This is a genomic window from Neiella marina (assembly GCF_002165625.1).
GTDB classification, from domain to species: Bacteria; Pseudomonadota; Gammaproteobacteria; order Enterobacterales; family Neiellaceae; genus Neiella; species Neiella marina.
The window spans coordinates 1-17185 of sequence record NZ_NGNS01000019.1 but is presented as its reverse complement, the minus strand read 5'-3'; the positions used below and the strand labels follow the sequence as shown (position 1 = coordinate 17185).

Sequence of the window (17185 nt, the reverse complement as noted above, 5' to 3'; positions counted from 1 at the left end):
TTATCTGTGACATCCTAAATGAGCACAAAACGAATGCGCAAGCTGAAATTTCATACAACCTTGGCCAAACAAAAAACCTCATGACCAAGGGAGTGATGGCCAAGGGCAGCTAATCATCCTGTCAAACTCGCATTGCGAGCGCATGACAAAGCAGCATTTAATGGTATGACTGGCGCCAACACGCTGCTCAGTTTGAGTGGTCACCCGTAGCGGTTATCGGTGTTCATTTCGCCAGCCTTGGTGTAGAGTTTTAACGGTTGATCAATTTGTTAGCTGGTACGGAAACCTCCACATGAAGCAGAATCTTAAGCACCTGTTGGGTTGGTTAGCCGCCTTAGTCGTCTCGCCGCTGACAATCAGCTTTCTCGCTCTCAAGCTACTGCTAAAAGGCCGCACCCCACATTTTGCTGGGTACTCGCAATTTCTCAGCTTGTTCCCAGGGTTGATTGGTAGTTACATTCGTTATGGCTTTTATCGTTTCACCTTAACGCAATGCGTTGCTGATGGCGTTATCGGCTTTGGCGCATTATTTTCCCAAGTCGATACCGATTTAGGGCGAGGTGTCTATATTGGCCCTCAATGCAACATCGGTAGCTGCGCTATCGGAGCCAATACCCTGCTCGGCAGTGGTGTGCACGTGATGAGTGGCAAGGGCCAACATAACTTTGCCGATTTAACCACACCAATCAAAGATCAAGGCGGCGCCTTAACCAAAGTCAACATCGGTGAGGACTGCTGGATTGGCAACGGCGCCCTTATTCTGGCTAATGTTGGCAATCATTGTGTGGTTGGTGCTGGCTCAGTTGTCACACAGGACTTGCCTGATTACTCCATTGCTGCCGGCAATCCCGCAAAAGTCATCAAACAGCGCAACAGCTAATGCCTGAATCAAGCCAAGTCGCGATACCTCCCGCCACCGATATTGAACTGACGCCCGAATGGCAAGATTGCCTGTATCGCCATTGCTTCAGTGCAGCTGATGTTCTGCACTCAGCCGAAGCAAGCGGCGCGATTTATCGTTTCGTCCAGCGAGCCAACAACTATGGCTTTACCACCATTGCGCCATTGCGGAATTTTTTTGTCACCTTAGCCAAGCCAAGCCAGCAACTCGCAGCGCCACAACACCACCGCATTTGTCAGCAAGTGTTGTCACCGCGTTGGCATATGGCCGAAATAGGAGTGGCGGACGGCAACGACGATTTCATCAAAAATGCTTGCGATTTTTTGGCGACCAACGGTTATCCCCATGAAGTCGTCGACCAATTCGACAACTGGCGCTTGTTAGTAGGCGGTAGTTTTGCCGAATACATGGCCCAGCGCCCAAGCCAGCTTAAGAACACCATAAAGCGCAAACGGCGCAAACTAGAAAATGATCAGGTCGCGGTTGAATTCATCATCGCCGAGAACACTGAACAGACCAAAGCTCATTGGCAGGACTATTGCCATGTCTACCAGCAAAGTTGGAAGCCAGCAGAGGAAAAACTCTCATTCATCGCCGAGTTTGTAGAACTGGCAGCGTCCAGAGGTTGGCTTCGTATGGGGTTGTTGTACTTCAATGGTATTCCAGCTGCGGCTCAGATTTGGTTTGTGTATCAGGGTAAAGCGAATATTTTTAAGCTTGCTTACTGCCCAAAACACAAGACTTACTCTCCCGGCACCTTGCTGACAGCGCATCTGATGGCCCATGTTTTTGACCACGATCGCGTTGCGGTTGTCGATTTCGGTATGGGCGATGAACCCTACAAAGCAGACTGGATGAGCGAGCGCATCGTCAGACAAAGCATCAGAGCCTTTAATCACCGCAGTTTTTTTGGCAAACTGGCGCAGTTGCGCTACCAGATATTACCCCGGATAAAGCGAAGAATATTAGCCAAATGACCCTTAGTTCCAGTCAACTCAACCAACTCACCAACATTTTACAGCAGTTACTGCCGGGCCATGCGATCGAGCAATGGACTGACGACACCGGCTTAATTGGCGACATTCCAGAATTTGACTCGATGATGCTGACCAATCTGCTAACGGCCATCGAAGATGTGTATCAGATAGAAATTGATGAAGCAGAGCTGTCAATGGATGATTTTGAGGACTGGGGCTCGCTGCAGCAACTCACCGCGAGGCTGATTCACCACTAAAGGTGAGGCGCGTCATGGATAGACGGCTGTTTTACCTCAACGGGGCGAATCATCAGCAAGCGCTTTTAGTTTGCCAGACAAAGCCGGTTCAAGCTCAGTACACCTTGGTAGTGATCCCACCATTGCTAGAGGAAATGAATGCTTGTCGACGCCATTTGGCAGAATTTGCAGCTCAAGCGGTTCATCGCTCAATCAGCACCATCTATTTTGACTTACTTGGCACTGGCGATAGCCAGCAATCGCTGACTGACGTTCATTCACTGGCTGTTTGGCAGGACAACATTACCGCCATTCTGGGTTCTATTGAAACGCCCATCATATTGCTTGCCGTCCGCTCCGGAGCTTTGCTATTAACCGATGAGCAACTAGCAAGTCAGCAAGTATTGTTTTGGCAGCCTGAACTCAGTGGTAAACGTTGGCTAAAATCAATCCGCCGAGCTGCGCGGCTACAAGGCAACAGCGAACCTGAGGAACAGCAAGCGTCCCGCTACTTGGGCTACAGTGTCAGCAATCAGCTTCAGAACGAGATCGAAGCGGTCGAATTGACCTCAAGCGTCAATGCTCATCATTGCTGCCTATATTTGAATAACTTAGCGCCAGCTAATCTGCCATTTCCGATTCTAACAGCGCAAGGCTTAATGTTCTGGCAACACAGTGAAGCAAGCAAAGAGGCGATGCAACCTTGGTTTGATACATCGTTTAGTGCGTTGAATGATCTACAAGCAAGTATCTCGAATTCAACAACAAAATACAGCCACACAAATCTATCTCAGCCGGCACCGCTTCGCTCTATTAACACAAATAGCGGCATGGAATCTTGCGTTTCCCTGCAATCTCCAGAGGGGACCGTCTTTGCCGTTCATCACCAAGCTCACGACGACCACACGACGGTCATTTTTTTGCCTGGACGCCCGCAAACCCGAGTCGGCCCTCATCGACTATTTGTCAGTCTTGCGAGACAATTATCAAGTGCTGGAATTAGCTCTGTACGCTTTGATTATTGCGGCTGGGGAGATAGTGTTGGCACCGCACAGGACTATCAGTCAGCAGCTCACGAATTAACCGTCGTAGTTGCTTGGCTTCGAGCGAAGCCTAACGCCACTAAGATTGTGCTGCTGGGACTTTGCGATGGCGCAACGATGGCGTTGCTGGCATCACAGCCCTGTTGCCACGGCCAAATCCTCCTCAACCCCTTTTTTGACAGTGATGCGGCTTGGTCAGGTGCGCTGATTGAAGATCATTATTTGGCACAGGCAACCGATTCAGCGGCTGTTTTACGCCATCTTAAACAGCCGTTAAAACTACCAGCGAAAATATCGGGTTTTGTGAAACATTGGTGGAACAGCAAATCTTCATCAAGCAGCACACCATCGGCGCTAGCCATCAATCAACTTAAGTCGTCTTGCGTGCCCACTCTCGTTTGTTGGTCCGCCGAAGACCTAACCGCCAAACAATCGCAATTACAACTGCAAGAATGGCTTAACAAGCCGCAACAAACTGTTAAGCTAGAAACGATTAAACAAGCGGATCACACCTTTTCGAATTCCAGTAGTCAGCACCAGTTGTTTACGCGAATACTGAAGTTCTTAAACACGATTTAACTAAAAAGAACCCAAGTTAAGGCAAGCCAATGAAAGGAATACTCAGGCCCATCACCGCAGCAATGATCGTCGCTCTTGCCGCATGCCAGCCAGCCGAAGTTTCAAGCGATGAGCATCTAGCTAACGCCAAACGTTACATCAATAACAACAATCAAGATGCTGCGATTATTGAGTTGAAGAATGCTGTTCGGCAAATGCCAGAACTGACCGAAGCCAGAGTTCTGTTAGGGACCATTTACTACGAGCAGGGTTTGTACTTGGCGGCAGAGAAGGAGTTCCGGGCCGCGTTGTCCAGCGGTGCTGATCGCAACTTAGTGTTACCACAGCTCGCTCTTTGCTATTACAAAACACTCGAATTTAAAAAGCTTAGTGAGTTAGCCACAGAAATTCCGCAACTGTCGCAAGATGCGGCGGCGAGCCTTTATTCCATTCAAGCACTAGCTTTACTGGCGCAAGATAAGCCGGAAGAAGCTAGTGATATGTTATTAGCCGCCGAACAGAAGCATTCCGAAAACGTCTATGCGCAACTCGGCCGTTTAGCCGCTGATGTCAATAGCGAACAAGGTTTGGCATCCATTGAAGCGTCATTAGCACTAGTAGACGAGCTGCAAAAAGCGGCCCCAACCAACGTCGACGTGTTATTGATGAAAGGGCATTTACAGCAGGCACAGAAACAATACGCCGAGGCTGTCGATGCCTATCGGCAGGCCCTGGAAATGGCTCCCCATGCACCGCAGCACAAGTTGTATCTTGCTCTCGCTCTGATGCAAAACAATCAGCCCGAGGAAGCGGACCCATTGGTCAACCAACTACTTAAGGTTGCCAAGCACCATCCGCAGATCAACGAGCTAAAAGCACGAATTGAATTCGACCGCAAAGACTACAGCAACGCTCAGCTCTATGCCGAGCGTGCTATTCAGAATGGCTCAGACAACACCACAGTATTGGCCCTAGCGGGGATCTCGTCACTTCGAGAAGGCGAGTATGAGCAAGCATACAAGCACTTGGGACGCGTCGAGTCTAGATTGCCCTCTGGACATATGATCAAGCGACTTTATGCCTACGTGCAGTTACAGTTGGGCTATACCCAAGAAGCATCTGCAACGCTCGATGCGCTGACTGATCTGACACCGGAAGATGCTCCTTTGTTCTCAACCGCAACCGGACAACTTGCCCAAGCGGGAGACACTGCCAAAGCGCTTGAGTTTGCCGAGCAAGCCAATAGCCTTAGCTTTTCCAGCGAGAGCTCGATGCGAGTGGGAATCCTCAAGCTAGCTAATGAAGATCAAGATGGTGTTGCCGATCTGGAACGCGCTTTAGCATCCAACCCTGAAATGATTGAAGCGCGCTTATCTTTGGTTTACAGCCTGATCGCACAAGAAAAATATCAGCAGGCAATGTCTGTCAGCGACGAGCTGATTGAGATGGAACCACAAGACCCTCGCGGCTATAACCTAAAAGCTTTGGTAACCGCTCGTTTGGGAGATACTGAGAAGGCTCTCGAACTGGTTGAGACTGCTTTAAAGCATGATCCTGATGATCCGATCACATTACTCAGTAAAACCAACCTCTTGCTTGCTGCAGAACGGCCAGACGACGCCTTTGAAGTAGCCAAGCAGAATTTGGCTAGCAATCCCGAGCAGTTTTATGTTGCTCGCAGCTTCGCTGCTGTAACAGCCGAATCTGAAAACCAAAAACAAGCAATCGCATGGAGCAACGAGTTAATCAGCAACAACTCAAAACACGCCAATGTCTACTGGGTTAATGGCATCACACTCGCAGCAACAGGCGACACAGCAAGTGCTACCGAACAATTAGCGAAGCTTGATGATCAATCCCATACCGAGGCAACTCGAATGCTGTTGGGTGATCTGTACATTCAATCAGGTCAAATTGAGCAAGCGCAAGACAACTGTGACAAGTGGCTGGCCGAGTTTCCAAATAGCTTGCAAGCACAGCTAAGAATGATTGCAATATTTGAACTTCAGCGCGATTATTCCAACGCCCTTCGTCAGACACAAATGGCTCGTTCGAAGTTCCCACAATCTCAACGTTTGGGCCTGATCGAAGCCAGCTTATTGGTTGATAATCAACGCCCACGAGATGCTAAATTAGCATTGCAAAAACTGGATGCCGAGTTGATGACCCACCCAGTTGCGACTCGACTTCAAGCTCGCATCGCGGTGCAAGAAAAAGATTTCGATAACGCCATCACTTTGTGGCAGAAATACTATGAGCAAAGCCAAAGTATGCCTGCCCTTATTGCGCTAACCGATACCCATTTGCTCATTGGTCAATACGATGAAGCGGAAGCTTTGCTCAAGGCAGAGCAAGCTAACTTCGAAAATACCGCACCGATATACAACAAATTAGCCTATGTCGACTTGCAGCAAGACAAAACAGTCAGCGCTATCGATAATTACCTCAAAGTCCTTGAGTTGGACTCTCAAAATCTCACTGCGCTCAATAACGTGGCTTGGTTATATCTTCAGCGTGGCGACTACAAAAAAGCCGTTTCTTTCTCGGAACAATCTTTCGAGCAGGCCGGTCAGTTCCCGATGATTGCCGACACATATGGTTATGCATTGCTAAAAGACGGTAACGTCACCAAGGCAGAAACGGTGTTAGCTGCAGCGTATGCAAAAGCTGCTGGTAACGCTGAAATTGAACTGCACTACGCCGAAGCGCTGCTGGCGGCAGGAAAAAACCGACAAGCTAGAAAGATTATTGCAGACACCAATCCAGAGTCGGAGGAGTTAAGAGCTTTGAAAGCATCTCTAGAGAGTCAACTTTAATAAGGCTTAGAGCGGTCGCTATTGGTAACGAAAAAGCCAGCATTTCAATGCTGGCTTTTTACTGTGTTTGTATAGCAACGCCAAACAAAGGTTCGCCCCCGTTACTGGTACATTCTCTTTTGGGTCTCACAAAATTGTTCAGATGGCGACATTGCTTCTAACCGAGCCTGCTCTCGTTGCTCCTCGATCTCTTTGTCGATAACGGCAAAAAGTCGCTTGAAACCTCGCGGTAGGCTAGCGTGTAGCATTTCAGCATTAATGTAATAAGGAGCTCTGAGACCATGATAATCAACTGCAGGGCCAAGCTGTTTAAACTTGACGCCGATAAACGCCATACTCCGGGCTAGGCGAGGCTCCATCATTACAAAGCAGTGCTTGTTGCCGCTACGAATGGCTAATGCTGCTCCTGCCAAGTACAAGCCAATAGCAAGAAATGGGAAGCAACGAAGTTCCTCTTTAGAGTAACTAGACTCATTAATAACACCGGTCGCGGCACCTTTGTACTTATCCATTTGCCGGCGACGATAATCAGCCGGCACTGCTAACCGCGACATTTCACAGACTTCGTTGCGCTTGAAGTCCGTCGGTTTTAAATCCGCGCCTTCCAATGCGTGTTGACAATATTTTTCGATGGGAAGAAGCTCATCATCATTTTGTGGTGACACAACCCGGATGGTGCCAGCGTGGTCCAACGTTTGTTTGCGTTGGATTAAGCAATAGCGACTGAATTTATCAAAGTCATCCTTTTCCATCTTTTCGGGCTTGGGGTCTTCGAATTCAAGTTCTTCACAATAAACTTGGTGACGGATTCGAAACGTTTCATTAACCGAATCTACATGATATGCCACAACGGGTTTCAAGAACTTTGAAAAGTGCTTAGCGATCTTACGCCCCTCCCGACTAACTAAAAGCTGGCCTCCCCAGCTTACAATTTTTCCAATCACAGGCAATTGAGCTAAACGCCTCAACTTTCTATTCATTCAGGATCCCTCGCTCATTTGACCAACCGTAGTCATTGCCCAAGTCTTATGCAAATATGACAACTTTACTCCCATATTTAAGCATATACTAAGCTACTGTACGAACGGATCGAAATTCTAGTGTTTTCTTGTTGTCGAGTTTTTTTACACTTGCGCAACACGATTAATCAACCCTCCGCCAAAAACCAATTAATCACAATAAATATCAACAACTTAAAAAGTTGGCACCTAATCTGCTTAGTAATCTTCGAACACGAACCATGGCGAAGCGGGATACGCTTCCCGCATTCAGTCAATATTTAGCTCTTTAGGAGAAACTTATGTTACGGAAACTTACAGCAGCCGCCTTCGCCATGGCGTTGAGCGCAACAGCTTCAGCAACAATGATCGATGGCATCTCTTTCGACGAAGGTGACTTGTTCGAAAGCACCGGTACTGTCGTTCAAGAACTGGATACTATTACAGGTTCTTTCACTGCATACGGTAAATTCGATACTGAACTAGCTACTTCTGAGTTCCAGTGTGCGTCATGTGACCTAACTTTCGTAATTAGCGGCTTCGTTTTTGAAGAATCGCTGAGCGTAACAGGCACATTGCCTTTGCAAATCCCAAGTGTTAACGCCTACTCAGGCGGTACCATCGAGATTTACAACCAGGCAGCTGGTACATTTGATATTACCGATGGTACAACCGCGATCGGTGATGCAAGTGAGTTATGGCTGAGCTTAGCGGGCTTTGAAGTTGCAGCAAACCTGCTTGCACCTCTACCATTTTTTGACCCAACGCTGATGGCCTCTTTCGTTGGTCAGGTTAATGCACTAGGCTTGCCTTCTGGCGCAGGTTACTTGGAAGTAGTCGGTGGTGCAGCAGGTGAAGTATTCGACACCAACACCTTGTTTGGTGGTGCCGATATGGCATTCAACAGCAGCTTCATCTTGAGCCAGCAAAACGGCGCCTCTATCGTTTCTTTGGGTAGCGCAGACATTGCAGCTAACTCAATCCCAGAGCCAGCATCTGTTGCGCTGATGGGTCTTGGTCTGCTGGGCTTCGTTGGCGTAGCACGCCGTCGCAAAGTTAAGTAAAAGATTTGCTGCCAAGTGCAGCGAAGACCAAAAGCCAGAGCACCTGCTCTGGCTTTTTTTATGACTAAAACTGCGAGATTAAGCCGCTCAACCACCTAGTTGAGGGTTCGAAAAGCACAAAAAAAGAGCAACCACTGAATAAGTAATTGCTCTTTGGCTGCTGGCGCTAACTTAGCAACTTGCCAGCAATTGACTAAGGCTGATAACGCCCTGGCGCAATGACATTATTTGGGTCCATCACCTGTTTAATGGCTTTCGATAACTGCCAGCAGGTCAGCTCCGGATCGAGCATCTTGTTTTGCTGGTCGACATTAAGACGATAAGGCACACACCCTTGCGACAACCCTTTTTCAACCAGCTCATCCAAACATGCTTTCGCTTGTTTGGTGGCATCACTATCTGCTGCATTGAACAAAATAGGGATCGTACTATCGGTCAAATCAAAGCGTAGATTGGTTAACGTAATTAGTGGTTCAATACCGTATTGCGGGCATACATCACGCACCATGTTCACAAAAGCTCTCATATGGTCAGCCTTGGTCGGCACCAAAGGCGCGTACCACATTAAGCCACAACCATCTTTTGCCGGATTCATCTCTTTGCTTTTGTCAGCTTGGACATTGGGGTTGCGCCAATAAGCTAACGGTAATGCGACTTGATTCGGCTGCCCAAGCATAATTTGAATGCCCTCTGCCATCGCCTGAAGCTGTTCACGCTCATCTTTCATGAGCGACGTAGGCAGTATTTTTAATACTAAGCGAGCCGTTCGCAGTAACCATCCCTCGGAAAAAATCGTCCGATAGGCGTGCTTTCGCACGCGACGATGAATATCCTTTCGCGCCGCTTTTACAATTTCTTTAGAACCATAGATGGAGCCAACCAACATCCAACCAGGCACTTGATATTTTTTAGCAAGCTTCTGACATTGCTCCTCGGACATTACTTTATGTTGCTCCGGTCCATTTGGGTTGGGTGCTACCATGGATAGAATCCGGCGTCGATCCATCAAGTTAATAGAGCCAACGACCCCCTCATAGTCGCGGAGTATGTTTTGCATTAAATTGACAGCAACTTCCAAATCTTCATCTTGACTGAACTGAACGTAAAAACTCTCGAAGTCTTGTGGACATTTCGCCAGACGTATTGTCATTTCAGTAACGACTCCCATATTCGATTGGGTAAACAACCCATCGAGATAAGGGCCAACCTTCCATTTGAATGAACGGTCCGCTAAATGATGTTGAGAATTGTCCATACCATAGAGGCTGGAGCGATATTGTCGACCATCAGCCAAATAGGCAGTCACAGCAGTGACAGCAGCAAAGTGATCGGCATAAGGGGTGATACCATAACCCCGTTCAAGGGCGTTACCGACAATACTGCAATTTGGCCCTGCACCCGTCACCGGCACCATAAAGTCCAAGTTTCGCTCTTGTAACCAAGCGACTAAATCGCCTTGAGTAACGCCTGGCTCTAGGGTGATCAAACCAAGCTGCTCATCAAAATCAATGACCTTTTTTAAACCCGATAAATCGAGTATGTATATCGGCTGTTTATCGCTAACAGGCAGAGCACTGCCATAGCCCCAGTTGCGCCCAGAGCTAATGGGTTGCAGGCAAGCCCCTTGGGAGTTAGCCCAAGCAAGTACATCGGCAACTTGGCTTTGCTCGTTGAGGATAAAAGCACCAAAGAGTGTTCGTGATGCACCAATCGCATTTCCACCATAAGTACTTTGAGCTCGCTGTTGATCGAGCCAAGTAACTCCTTGAAATGATTCGGGACAAGTTGTTATCGGATGATTAGCCATAGGTTATCTGTCTCTATTATTCTGTCTTAGACAACCCATTCGAGTGCTGGGTTGTGACTCAAGAATCCGTTGGGGCTGGCAGTTAAACCATAGGCTCCGCTTTGAAAAACCGCAATGACATCGCCAAGCTCTAAGTGCGGAACCTCGAGTTGTCTTGCGACAACATCCAGCGGTGTGCAAAGAGGTCCACAAACGGTCGCAGTCGCGACTGATGGCTGATCAACTTTATTGGCAACCACGATCGGATAGTTTTTTTTCAATAGCTGCCCAAGGTTGCCCGAATTGGCTAAGTGGTGATGCATGCCACCATTGACCATTGCAAACATCTGTCCCCGCGACAGCTTCAAATCTGTGATCTGACTGAGGTAAATACCCGCCTCCGCCATAATGTAGCGCCCCAACTCTAGAACTAACGTCTTGCCAGCGGTAAATGAACGTTGCTCGTCCACTAATTGGCCAATTGCTTGCCCATATCGGATTAAATCAACTGGCTGATTTTTAGGAAAATAAGGAACGCCAATACCACCACCAAAATTCAGTTTTTCAACGCTTAAATCGTAGTTTTCACACAATCGTTGAAAACAAAGTAGACTCTGATGGAATTGTTCTATCAGCGCATCCACATGCAGGCATTGAGAGCCGGCATAAATGTGCAGCCCAGAAATTGAAACTAATGGGTGCTCAGCGACAAGCAGTGCAATATCGGCAAATTGTTCCTCATCAATACCAAATGGTTGAGCGCCTCCGCCCATGTGCATACCTGACGCTTTGAGCTGGAATTGAGGATTGATTCGCACACTAATGCTAACTGGCTGTTGATAGTTCTCTGCCCAGCCGATGATCCGTTCAACTTCGGTGACCGATTCAACTGACAAATAGCCTCCCAAAGAAAGTGTTTCGGCAATTTCATCGCTTGACTTAGCAGGGCCAGCAAAGCTGGTTTGGTTGGCTTGGAAGCCTGCCTTAACAGCATTTTTAAGCTCTGCAATCGACGCCACATCGACCCCATCACAGCATGCTCTAAGTGACGACAGCACCTGTATATTGGGATTGGCTTTAGCGGCATAAAACAGTTGAAACTGCTGGGGTAGTGCGTCTCGCAATGCTGCAACTTGGCGATGGGCAATGGCCATGTCATAAATGTAGCAAGGCGCCCCACTTGCTTGTTGTAACCAATCTATAGCAGGTTTACCTGCCCAGAACAGTTGTCCGTCCTGTATTGAAATGGGCTGCTGGAACTGATGGCCGCTAGCTAGCGTTGTTGTTTGTAAGGTCATCGAGCCATGTCTCTTTAATTTTTTGCCGATCCAGTTTGCCATTAGCAGACAATGGCAAGCGATCAGTTTCGAAATAGTACTTCGGCCATAAGTGCGAAGCCGAACTTGCTTTATATTGCTTGAGGATGTCACTTGATTGCATCGCAGTGCGCTCGACAATAAGCACAATGGCTTGGCCAATCTCGGTGTCATCGACAGCCATACATATTGCCGCACCGACACCTTCGATCGCTTCGGCGATTGATTCAACCTCTTGCGGGCTGACTCGAAATCCAGATGTTTTTATTTGTTGGTCTCGTCGCCCGACGATAAACAGATCGCCGTCCTCATCGGTGTACGCCAAATCACCCGACCACACTGCCCGTTCACCGTCATGGTCTTGCAGATATGCAGGTAAGTTTCGAAAACGCTCAGCTGTTAGCCGGTCTTGACGCCAATAGCCTTGTGCAACCAGCGGGCCGCTATGCACCAGTTCGCCCACTTCGCCAACGGCACAGGGTTGTTGGTTGTCGTTCAGCACCATCAATCGTGCATGCGGAATGGCTTTCCCCACACTCAGAGGCTTTTGAGCAAGCAATTGCGGTGCGAGAAAACTAGAACGAAATGCTTCGGTAAGTCCATACATGGAGTAAATCGCCACGTTAGGAAACTGAGCACATAACAACTGCTGAAGCCCTGAGGTCAATGCGCCACCTGAATTGGTGACAAATCGCAGCGAATCCGCTGTTGCAGTTTGGGTATGAAGTATTTGATGCCACAAGGGCGGCACACCTGCCAACCCCGTAATACCAAAGCGATCAATATCTTTGCAAACCGCACTTGCCATCAGGTAGTTATGTAAAACGACCGCGGCGTCGGCCCGCCAAGCCGATAACAACTGATTAAGGCCATAATCAAAACTAAAAGGTAGTAGCGCAAGAATGCGATCCCGAGGTGTTAGCTGCAAATAGCTAGCAACACTATCAGCTCCAAGCCACAAATTGGCATGAGTCAACATCACCCCTTTCGGTAACCCTGTGCTGCCAGAGGTGTACATCAGTGCTGCAAGGTCAGCTGGCTGGCAGAAACTTATCGGCGTTGCGCTTTCAAGTGTTTCGAGCCAGTTTTGCAAAACATAAGCGGAGGCTTGGACCGGATGTGTTGGTTGCTCAATCACCAACTGTTTCACTTGGTCGCCGTCGAAAGCCGGATCAGTTGCCAACTGTGTCCATCGAGCAGCACTGGTCAATAGAATATCGGCCGCCGAGTCCTGCATAATATGGCCAAGTTGAGCAGCCTTAAGACCTTGATGAGCAATGACCACAATGCCGCCACATTGCCAAACCGCGAACATTGCTATGACCTGTAACACCGACTTAGGGCCATACAATACCACTCGTTGGCCAGGTTCTAGCTTGGTGTCTTTGCGCAGGCCGCTAGCAATCTTCGCTACTGCTTGTTTTAATTGACCAAATGAGTAGGACTGAGGCCCCATCAATAACGCCAATGCATTATCATCAGATTGCCACAACAGGTCATGCATTGTGTGAGTCATATCGGCCACAGAATCATCCTTGGGCGGTGCGTTACTCAGTTATGATAGAGAGAATATAGCGACAGTAAATTATTGGGCATAATTTTATCGGGTAATCCTATGATTTATAGAGGTAAAAAGACAGCATTCGTCATAGCCTGTTGGTTCAGCTTGATGGTTCACAGTGCGTTTGCTCACAATCCATTGCCCGCCACCATTGAAAAAGTGAAACCCAGCGTCGTTGGTATTGGCTTGTTTGATCCGCTTGCCGCGCCCAAAGCGACCTTGATGGCGACCGGTTTTGCCATTGGCAATGGCACCTTGATCGCCACTAATGCTCACGCAATTCCGAGACTCAATGAAGAGCGTAATCAATCAATTGCAGTGATGATACCCGGCGGGCGAACATCGCAAGTGTATAAAGCGACTTTGATGGCAAGAGATGACGAGCACGATCTTGCGATCGTTAAGGTGACGGGCAAGCGACTGCCAGCCTTAACATTTTCCAACCAAACTGTCGTTGAAGGACAGGCTATCGCGTTTACCGGATTCCCAATTGGTTCAGTGCTCGGCCTCTACCCAACTACCCACCGAGGCATTATAGCGACCAAGACGCCTGTTATGCTTCCCGTACCAGCAGTGGGTAAGTTAACCGCCAAACAACTGAAACGTTTACGTGAACCGTATGAGGTCTATCAACTAGATGCAACAGCTTACCCCGGCAATAGTGGCAGCCCAGTTTACGATCAAACGACTGGTGAAGTGATTGCAATCATCAACAAAGTACTACTGACGGGTAGCAAAGAATCCGCACTAACCAACCCCAGTGCCATCTCCTATGCCATTCCCGTCAAGCACTTACAGCAGCTGCTAAACGGATTGTGATTCCGCCGCCACCTCTACTGCCTCGCCATGCCAGCGATCTAACCACAATGCAATGACGCCATCGCCGGTCACGTTGCAGGCAGTACCAAAGCTGTCTTGAGCGAGGTACAAGGCAATCATCAATGCAATAGCACTTTCCCCAAACCCCAGCATCGATGCAAGAATACCGAGTGCAGCCATGATCGCTCCCCCCGGAGCTCCCGGTGCTGCAACTAATGTCACGCCAAGCATTAATACAAATGGCACGATATTTCCGAGCGTAGGTTCCGCTAACTCTGGCCGCATTAACATCACTGCAGTGGTGCAAGTGACGATGGTGATGACCGAACCAGAAAGGTGAATCGTGGCACACAGAGGCACTGCGAAATTCGCGATCGGCTCTTTGACCTCGTTACGCTTGCTACTTTGAAGTGACACCGCAATGGTCGCTGCGCTCGACATGGTACCAAGCGCCGTAAAATATGCCGGCAACATATTTTTGAGTAGCATCAGTGGCGGCTTTTTGTGAATCAAGCCCGTCACGAGATACAACCCAGTTAGCCATAGCCAGTGCATAGCCACAGCCATCATCAACACCACAGCAAACGTTTGTAACGTTTCGGTCGCAGATCCTTCTAGCATCATTTGGGTAAATACCCCAGCAATGTAGAACGGCAGCGCAGGAATAATGACTTTAGACAGCAACAAGTCAACGACTTGCCGCCCCTCATCAATCACTTTACGTAGGCTGGTTGATTCAATGGCGCTCATACCGATACCAAGCACAAACGCGAGAGCTAAAGCTGTCATGATTTCCATTGGCGGAGCGATGGCGATAGAGATAAAAGGAGTCAGCAAGTTATCGGCATTTGATGTGGGGATTTCTGCCTGTGCTACCAATGCAGGCAATAATTGGCTTGCAACCAAAAAAGCAAGAACACCGGCGATCACCGTCGATGAATAAGCCAAGCCCACAGTGTGTCCAAGTAGTCGCCCCGATTGCTTGGGCAATGCGCCAATGCCACTGGCAATGTAGAGCAGGATAATCAATGGGATGGTGAAGCCAATCAATTGGCCAACAAAAACCTGGATAGTCAGCATAACGCGTGCTAACCACTCGGGCGCAATGGAGCCAATCAATAAGCCAGCAATGATACCGACAATGAGTTTCAATAGCAGATTCATACAGCGTGTCTCTTATGACAATTTAGACAGCCGCTTTTTACCATAACCGAGCGTTAAATATCTGTTATTGCTCGCACAAGTAGAACTTGATCCTGAGCTTCTTTGATGGAACTCATGTTTTAACTTGATCACTATATTTTGCTCAAATGGGCGAGATTTTTTGAACTCGGTGGCAGTTTGATTTTGTTGCGTTATCAAAATAAAAAAACGATGGAAATGCCCTGTTATGCTGTTGCCTCTTGTGAGAGCCACACAAGAAAAAAGTTGTCGCGGTTGAATAAAAACAGAAATAAACCGTCCGCTGACAAAGTACCAGCACGTTTATTCCTATAATAATTTGAGGCTTATTCATGACACGTCATACTCAAAACGCACACCGTTTAGCCACCGAAGAGTTCGACCAACTATCTCCTTACGATTTCAGTCTTGATGAACATTTATTGTCTAAAAGTCAGATCAACCTGATTCACTGGATGTGGCCAACAACCAGTTACCAATATGATCATCTATGCCAAGCCTACAGAAACTACCTACGGTTAGAGCGCTGTGGGTTAACCGAAGCTCAGTGTATCAATCTCGGCTTTGATATTGATTTAGAGGGCGCTGTTAGCCTTGACCAAACACTGTCATCGCTGGCTTCAAGCGGTTGGCTTGTAATTAATACAAAATCTAACGAAATCGTGATGACCAGCAAATGTCAAAACTGGCTTCACTCGAAATTCACTCGGCGTTTCGGAAGTCAATGGCAAGACTGGCGCGAAGAACTGCAACGCATTCACGACATGGTGCCGTCGAGTCAACCGGAGATTTCGGAAAACCTCGCGATCATGCACTACGCCAATGGCTTATCACCACAGCAAGCATCTCGTTGGTTTCGCTGGAGCGATGTCCAACTGGCGGCAAACAATATGATTTGCCGAGCCATTAAAAGACAACTAAAGATAGATGAGAGTGATTTAGCAAAACACAAAGTGTTGCACCTGAATCCAACTTTACGGCTGGCAAAGAACACAGCTGCACAAGACCTCACAGGTATTACCCTAGCTATTGATATAAAAGTGGATGATAAAACTAGGCATGTTAAACCCAAGTCTTTGATAGCAGTGGATGAGGACCGTATTGCAATTTCGCAACTTGATTTGGTCACCGGACTGTTTTTGGATGTGCCGTTACATTTGTCTGAAGTAGAGATCTGTTGCCATTGGACAGTCAAAAACGGTACAAAGTCGGCATCGGTTCTGCACAACATTACCTACAAACTTGAGCAAGTGAGGGGTGGTTGGTTCTATTGTGTTGATGCGGAGCACACCGGCCGTTGCGAATCTGACTACTTCCGCCCCGATGGATTTTTCGATATCAGTGTACTTACCGGCAAAGCGAACTCCACTGGGGAAGATCTCGACGCTACGCCTCGAGCCCAACATCAAATCGACAAACTCGAAATGAAGTCTGGCAACGTAAAAATCACCGAATCAATAAACCTTAAATCATCGTCTGCTCACGCCGCCACGTTGATTTGCCGCTAGACCAACCTCGCTTTACGTAAAGCCGCCGAATAAGGCGGCTTTTCTTTAACTTCAGCTAGCCTAAGAAGCTAGTCGCCTTCGTGACCTACTTTACTCCTAGCTCCTCGGCTTTGTCTCCTGAGTCGCCCTTTTTTTGCGCCAAAGTTGTCACATGGGGGCCGAGCAGGTGCGTTCACAAAGCAACGCTTTGTGCACCTGTGGAGCGCTAGCAGCTTAGCTGCGACGCTGGGAGCCTGCGGCGCGCTGTCGTTAAGCAGAGTGATAGGTTAGATACCGCAGCGCTTCACCGCGATTGTTGGTTTGCGCGAGGCGCTAAACGACAAAAGGCCACCCTATTGGGTGGCCTTCTGACGTTTTATTAGGTGCCTGGCGGTGACCTACTCTCACATGGGGCTGAACGCGGATACAGACAAAGCGCAG

Annotated in this window: 13 protein-coding genes; 8 read left to right on the top strand and 5 right to left on the bottom strand. The window is 48.2% G+C overall.

Annotated elements, in window-relative coordinates:
* Positions 1-292: 292 nt before the first annotated feature.
* From CBE68_RS13735 to prsT, 5 genes are read left to right on the top strand one after another with little or no spacing between them, the layout of a single operon-like run.
* On the top strand, positions 293-880 hold the full coding sequence (locus tag CBE68_RS13735) for an acyltransferase (protein WP_087506680.1): 588 nt from the start codon (positions 293-295) through the stop codon (positions 878-880).
* Positions 880-1878, top strand: coding sequence for a GNAT family N-acetyltransferase (locus CBE68_RS13730; RefSeq protein ID WP_087506679.1), 999 nt, complete (start codon positions 880-882; stop codon positions 1876-1878). The genes CBE68_RS13735 and CBE68_RS13730 overlap by 1 nt, the downstream gene beginning before the upstream one ends.
* A complete protein-coding gene (locus CBE68_RS13725) occupies positions 1875-2135 on the top strand; it encodes an acyl carrier protein (protein WP_087506678.1) in 261 nt (86 codons plus the stop codon). The genes CBE68_RS13730 and CBE68_RS13725 overlap by 4 nt, the downstream gene beginning before the upstream one ends.
* A 14-nt stretch (positions 2136-2149) precedes the next feature.
* Positions 2150-3736 (top strand): alpha/beta fold hydrolase, encoded by a 1587-nt coding sequence (locus CBE68_RS13720; RefSeq protein WP_087506677.1) that lies wholly within the window; start codon positions 2150-2152, stop codon positions 3734-3736.
* A 29-nt stretch (positions 3737-3765) separates the two neighbouring features.
* A complete protein-coding gene (prsT, locus tag CBE68_RS13715; protein ID WP_087506676.1) occupies positions 3766-6531 on the top strand; it encodes an XrtA/PEP-CTERM system TPR-repeat protein PrsT in 2766 nt (921 codons plus the stop codon).
* A 101-nt stretch (positions 6532-6632) separates the two neighbouring features.
* Here the strand turns inward: prsT and CBE68_RS13710 are convergent, their stop codons facing one another.
* Positions 6633-7511, bottom strand: coding sequence for a PEP-CTERM/exosortase system-associated acyltransferase (locus CBE68_RS13710; protein WP_087506675.1), 879 nt, complete (start codon positions 7509-7511; stop codon positions 6633-6635).
* A gap of 320 nt (positions 7512-7831) precedes the next feature.
* On the opposite strand from CBE68_RS13710, the gene CBE68_RS13705 reads away from it, so the two are divergent.
* On the top strand, positions 7832-8593 hold the full coding sequence (locus CBE68_RS13705) for a PEP-CTERM sorting domain-containing protein (RefSeq protein ID WP_087506674.1): 762 nt from the start codon (positions 7832-7834) through the stop codon (positions 8591-8593).
* 193 nt (positions 8594-8786) lie between these two features.
* On the opposite strand, the gene CBE68_RS13700 is transcribed toward CBE68_RS13705, so the two are convergent.
* From CBE68_RS13700 to CBE68_RS13690, 3 genes are read right to left on the bottom strand one after another with little or no spacing between them, the layout of a single operon-like run.
* Positions 8787-10400, bottom strand: coding sequence for an FAD-binding oxidoreductase (locus tag CBE68_RS13700; RefSeq protein WP_087506673.1), 1614 nt, complete (start codon positions 10398-10400; stop codon positions 8787-8789).
* A 26-nt stretch (positions 10401-10426) separates the two neighbouring features.
* Positions 10427-11677 (bottom strand): type III PLP-dependent enzyme domain-containing protein, encoded by a 1251-nt coding sequence (locus tag CBE68_RS13695; RefSeq protein ID WP_158100607.1) that lies wholly within the window; start codon positions 11675-11677, stop codon positions 10427-10429.
* Complete coding sequence (locus CBE68_RS13690; protein ID WP_087506671.1) at positions 11649-13211, bottom strand: AMP-binding protein; 1563 nt, start codon at positions 13209-13211, stop codon at positions 11649-11651. The genes CBE68_RS13695 and CBE68_RS13690 overlap by 29 nt, the downstream gene beginning before the upstream one ends.
* A gap of 153 nt (positions 13212-13364) precedes the next feature.
* Between CBE68_RS13690 and CBE68_RS13685 the strand changes: the two genes are divergently transcribed.
* Positions 13365-14075: a S1 family peptidase gene (locus tag CBE68_RS13685; protein ID WP_229744756.1), complete on the top strand. Its 711-nt coding sequence runs from the start codon at positions 13365-13367 to the stop codon at positions 14073-14075.
* On the opposite strand, the gene CBE68_RS13680 is transcribed toward CBE68_RS13685, so the two are convergent.
* Positions 14061-15239, bottom strand: coding sequence for a dicarboxylate/amino acid:cation symporter (locus CBE68_RS13680; protein ID WP_087506669.1), 1179 nt, complete (start codon positions 15237-15239; stop codon positions 14061-14063). The two genes, CBE68_RS13685 and CBE68_RS13680, sit on opposite strands and share 15 nt — an antisense overlap.
* A 350-nt stretch (positions 15240-15589) precedes the next feature.
* Here CBE68_RS13680 and CBE68_RS13675 point away from each other — a divergent pair, with 350 nt between their 5' ends.
* Complete coding sequence (locus CBE68_RS13675) at positions 15590-16765, top strand: hypothetical protein (protein WP_087506668.1); 1176 nt, start codon at positions 15590-15592, stop codon at positions 16763-16765.
* The last annotated feature ends 420 nt before the right edge of the window (positions 16766-17185 follow it).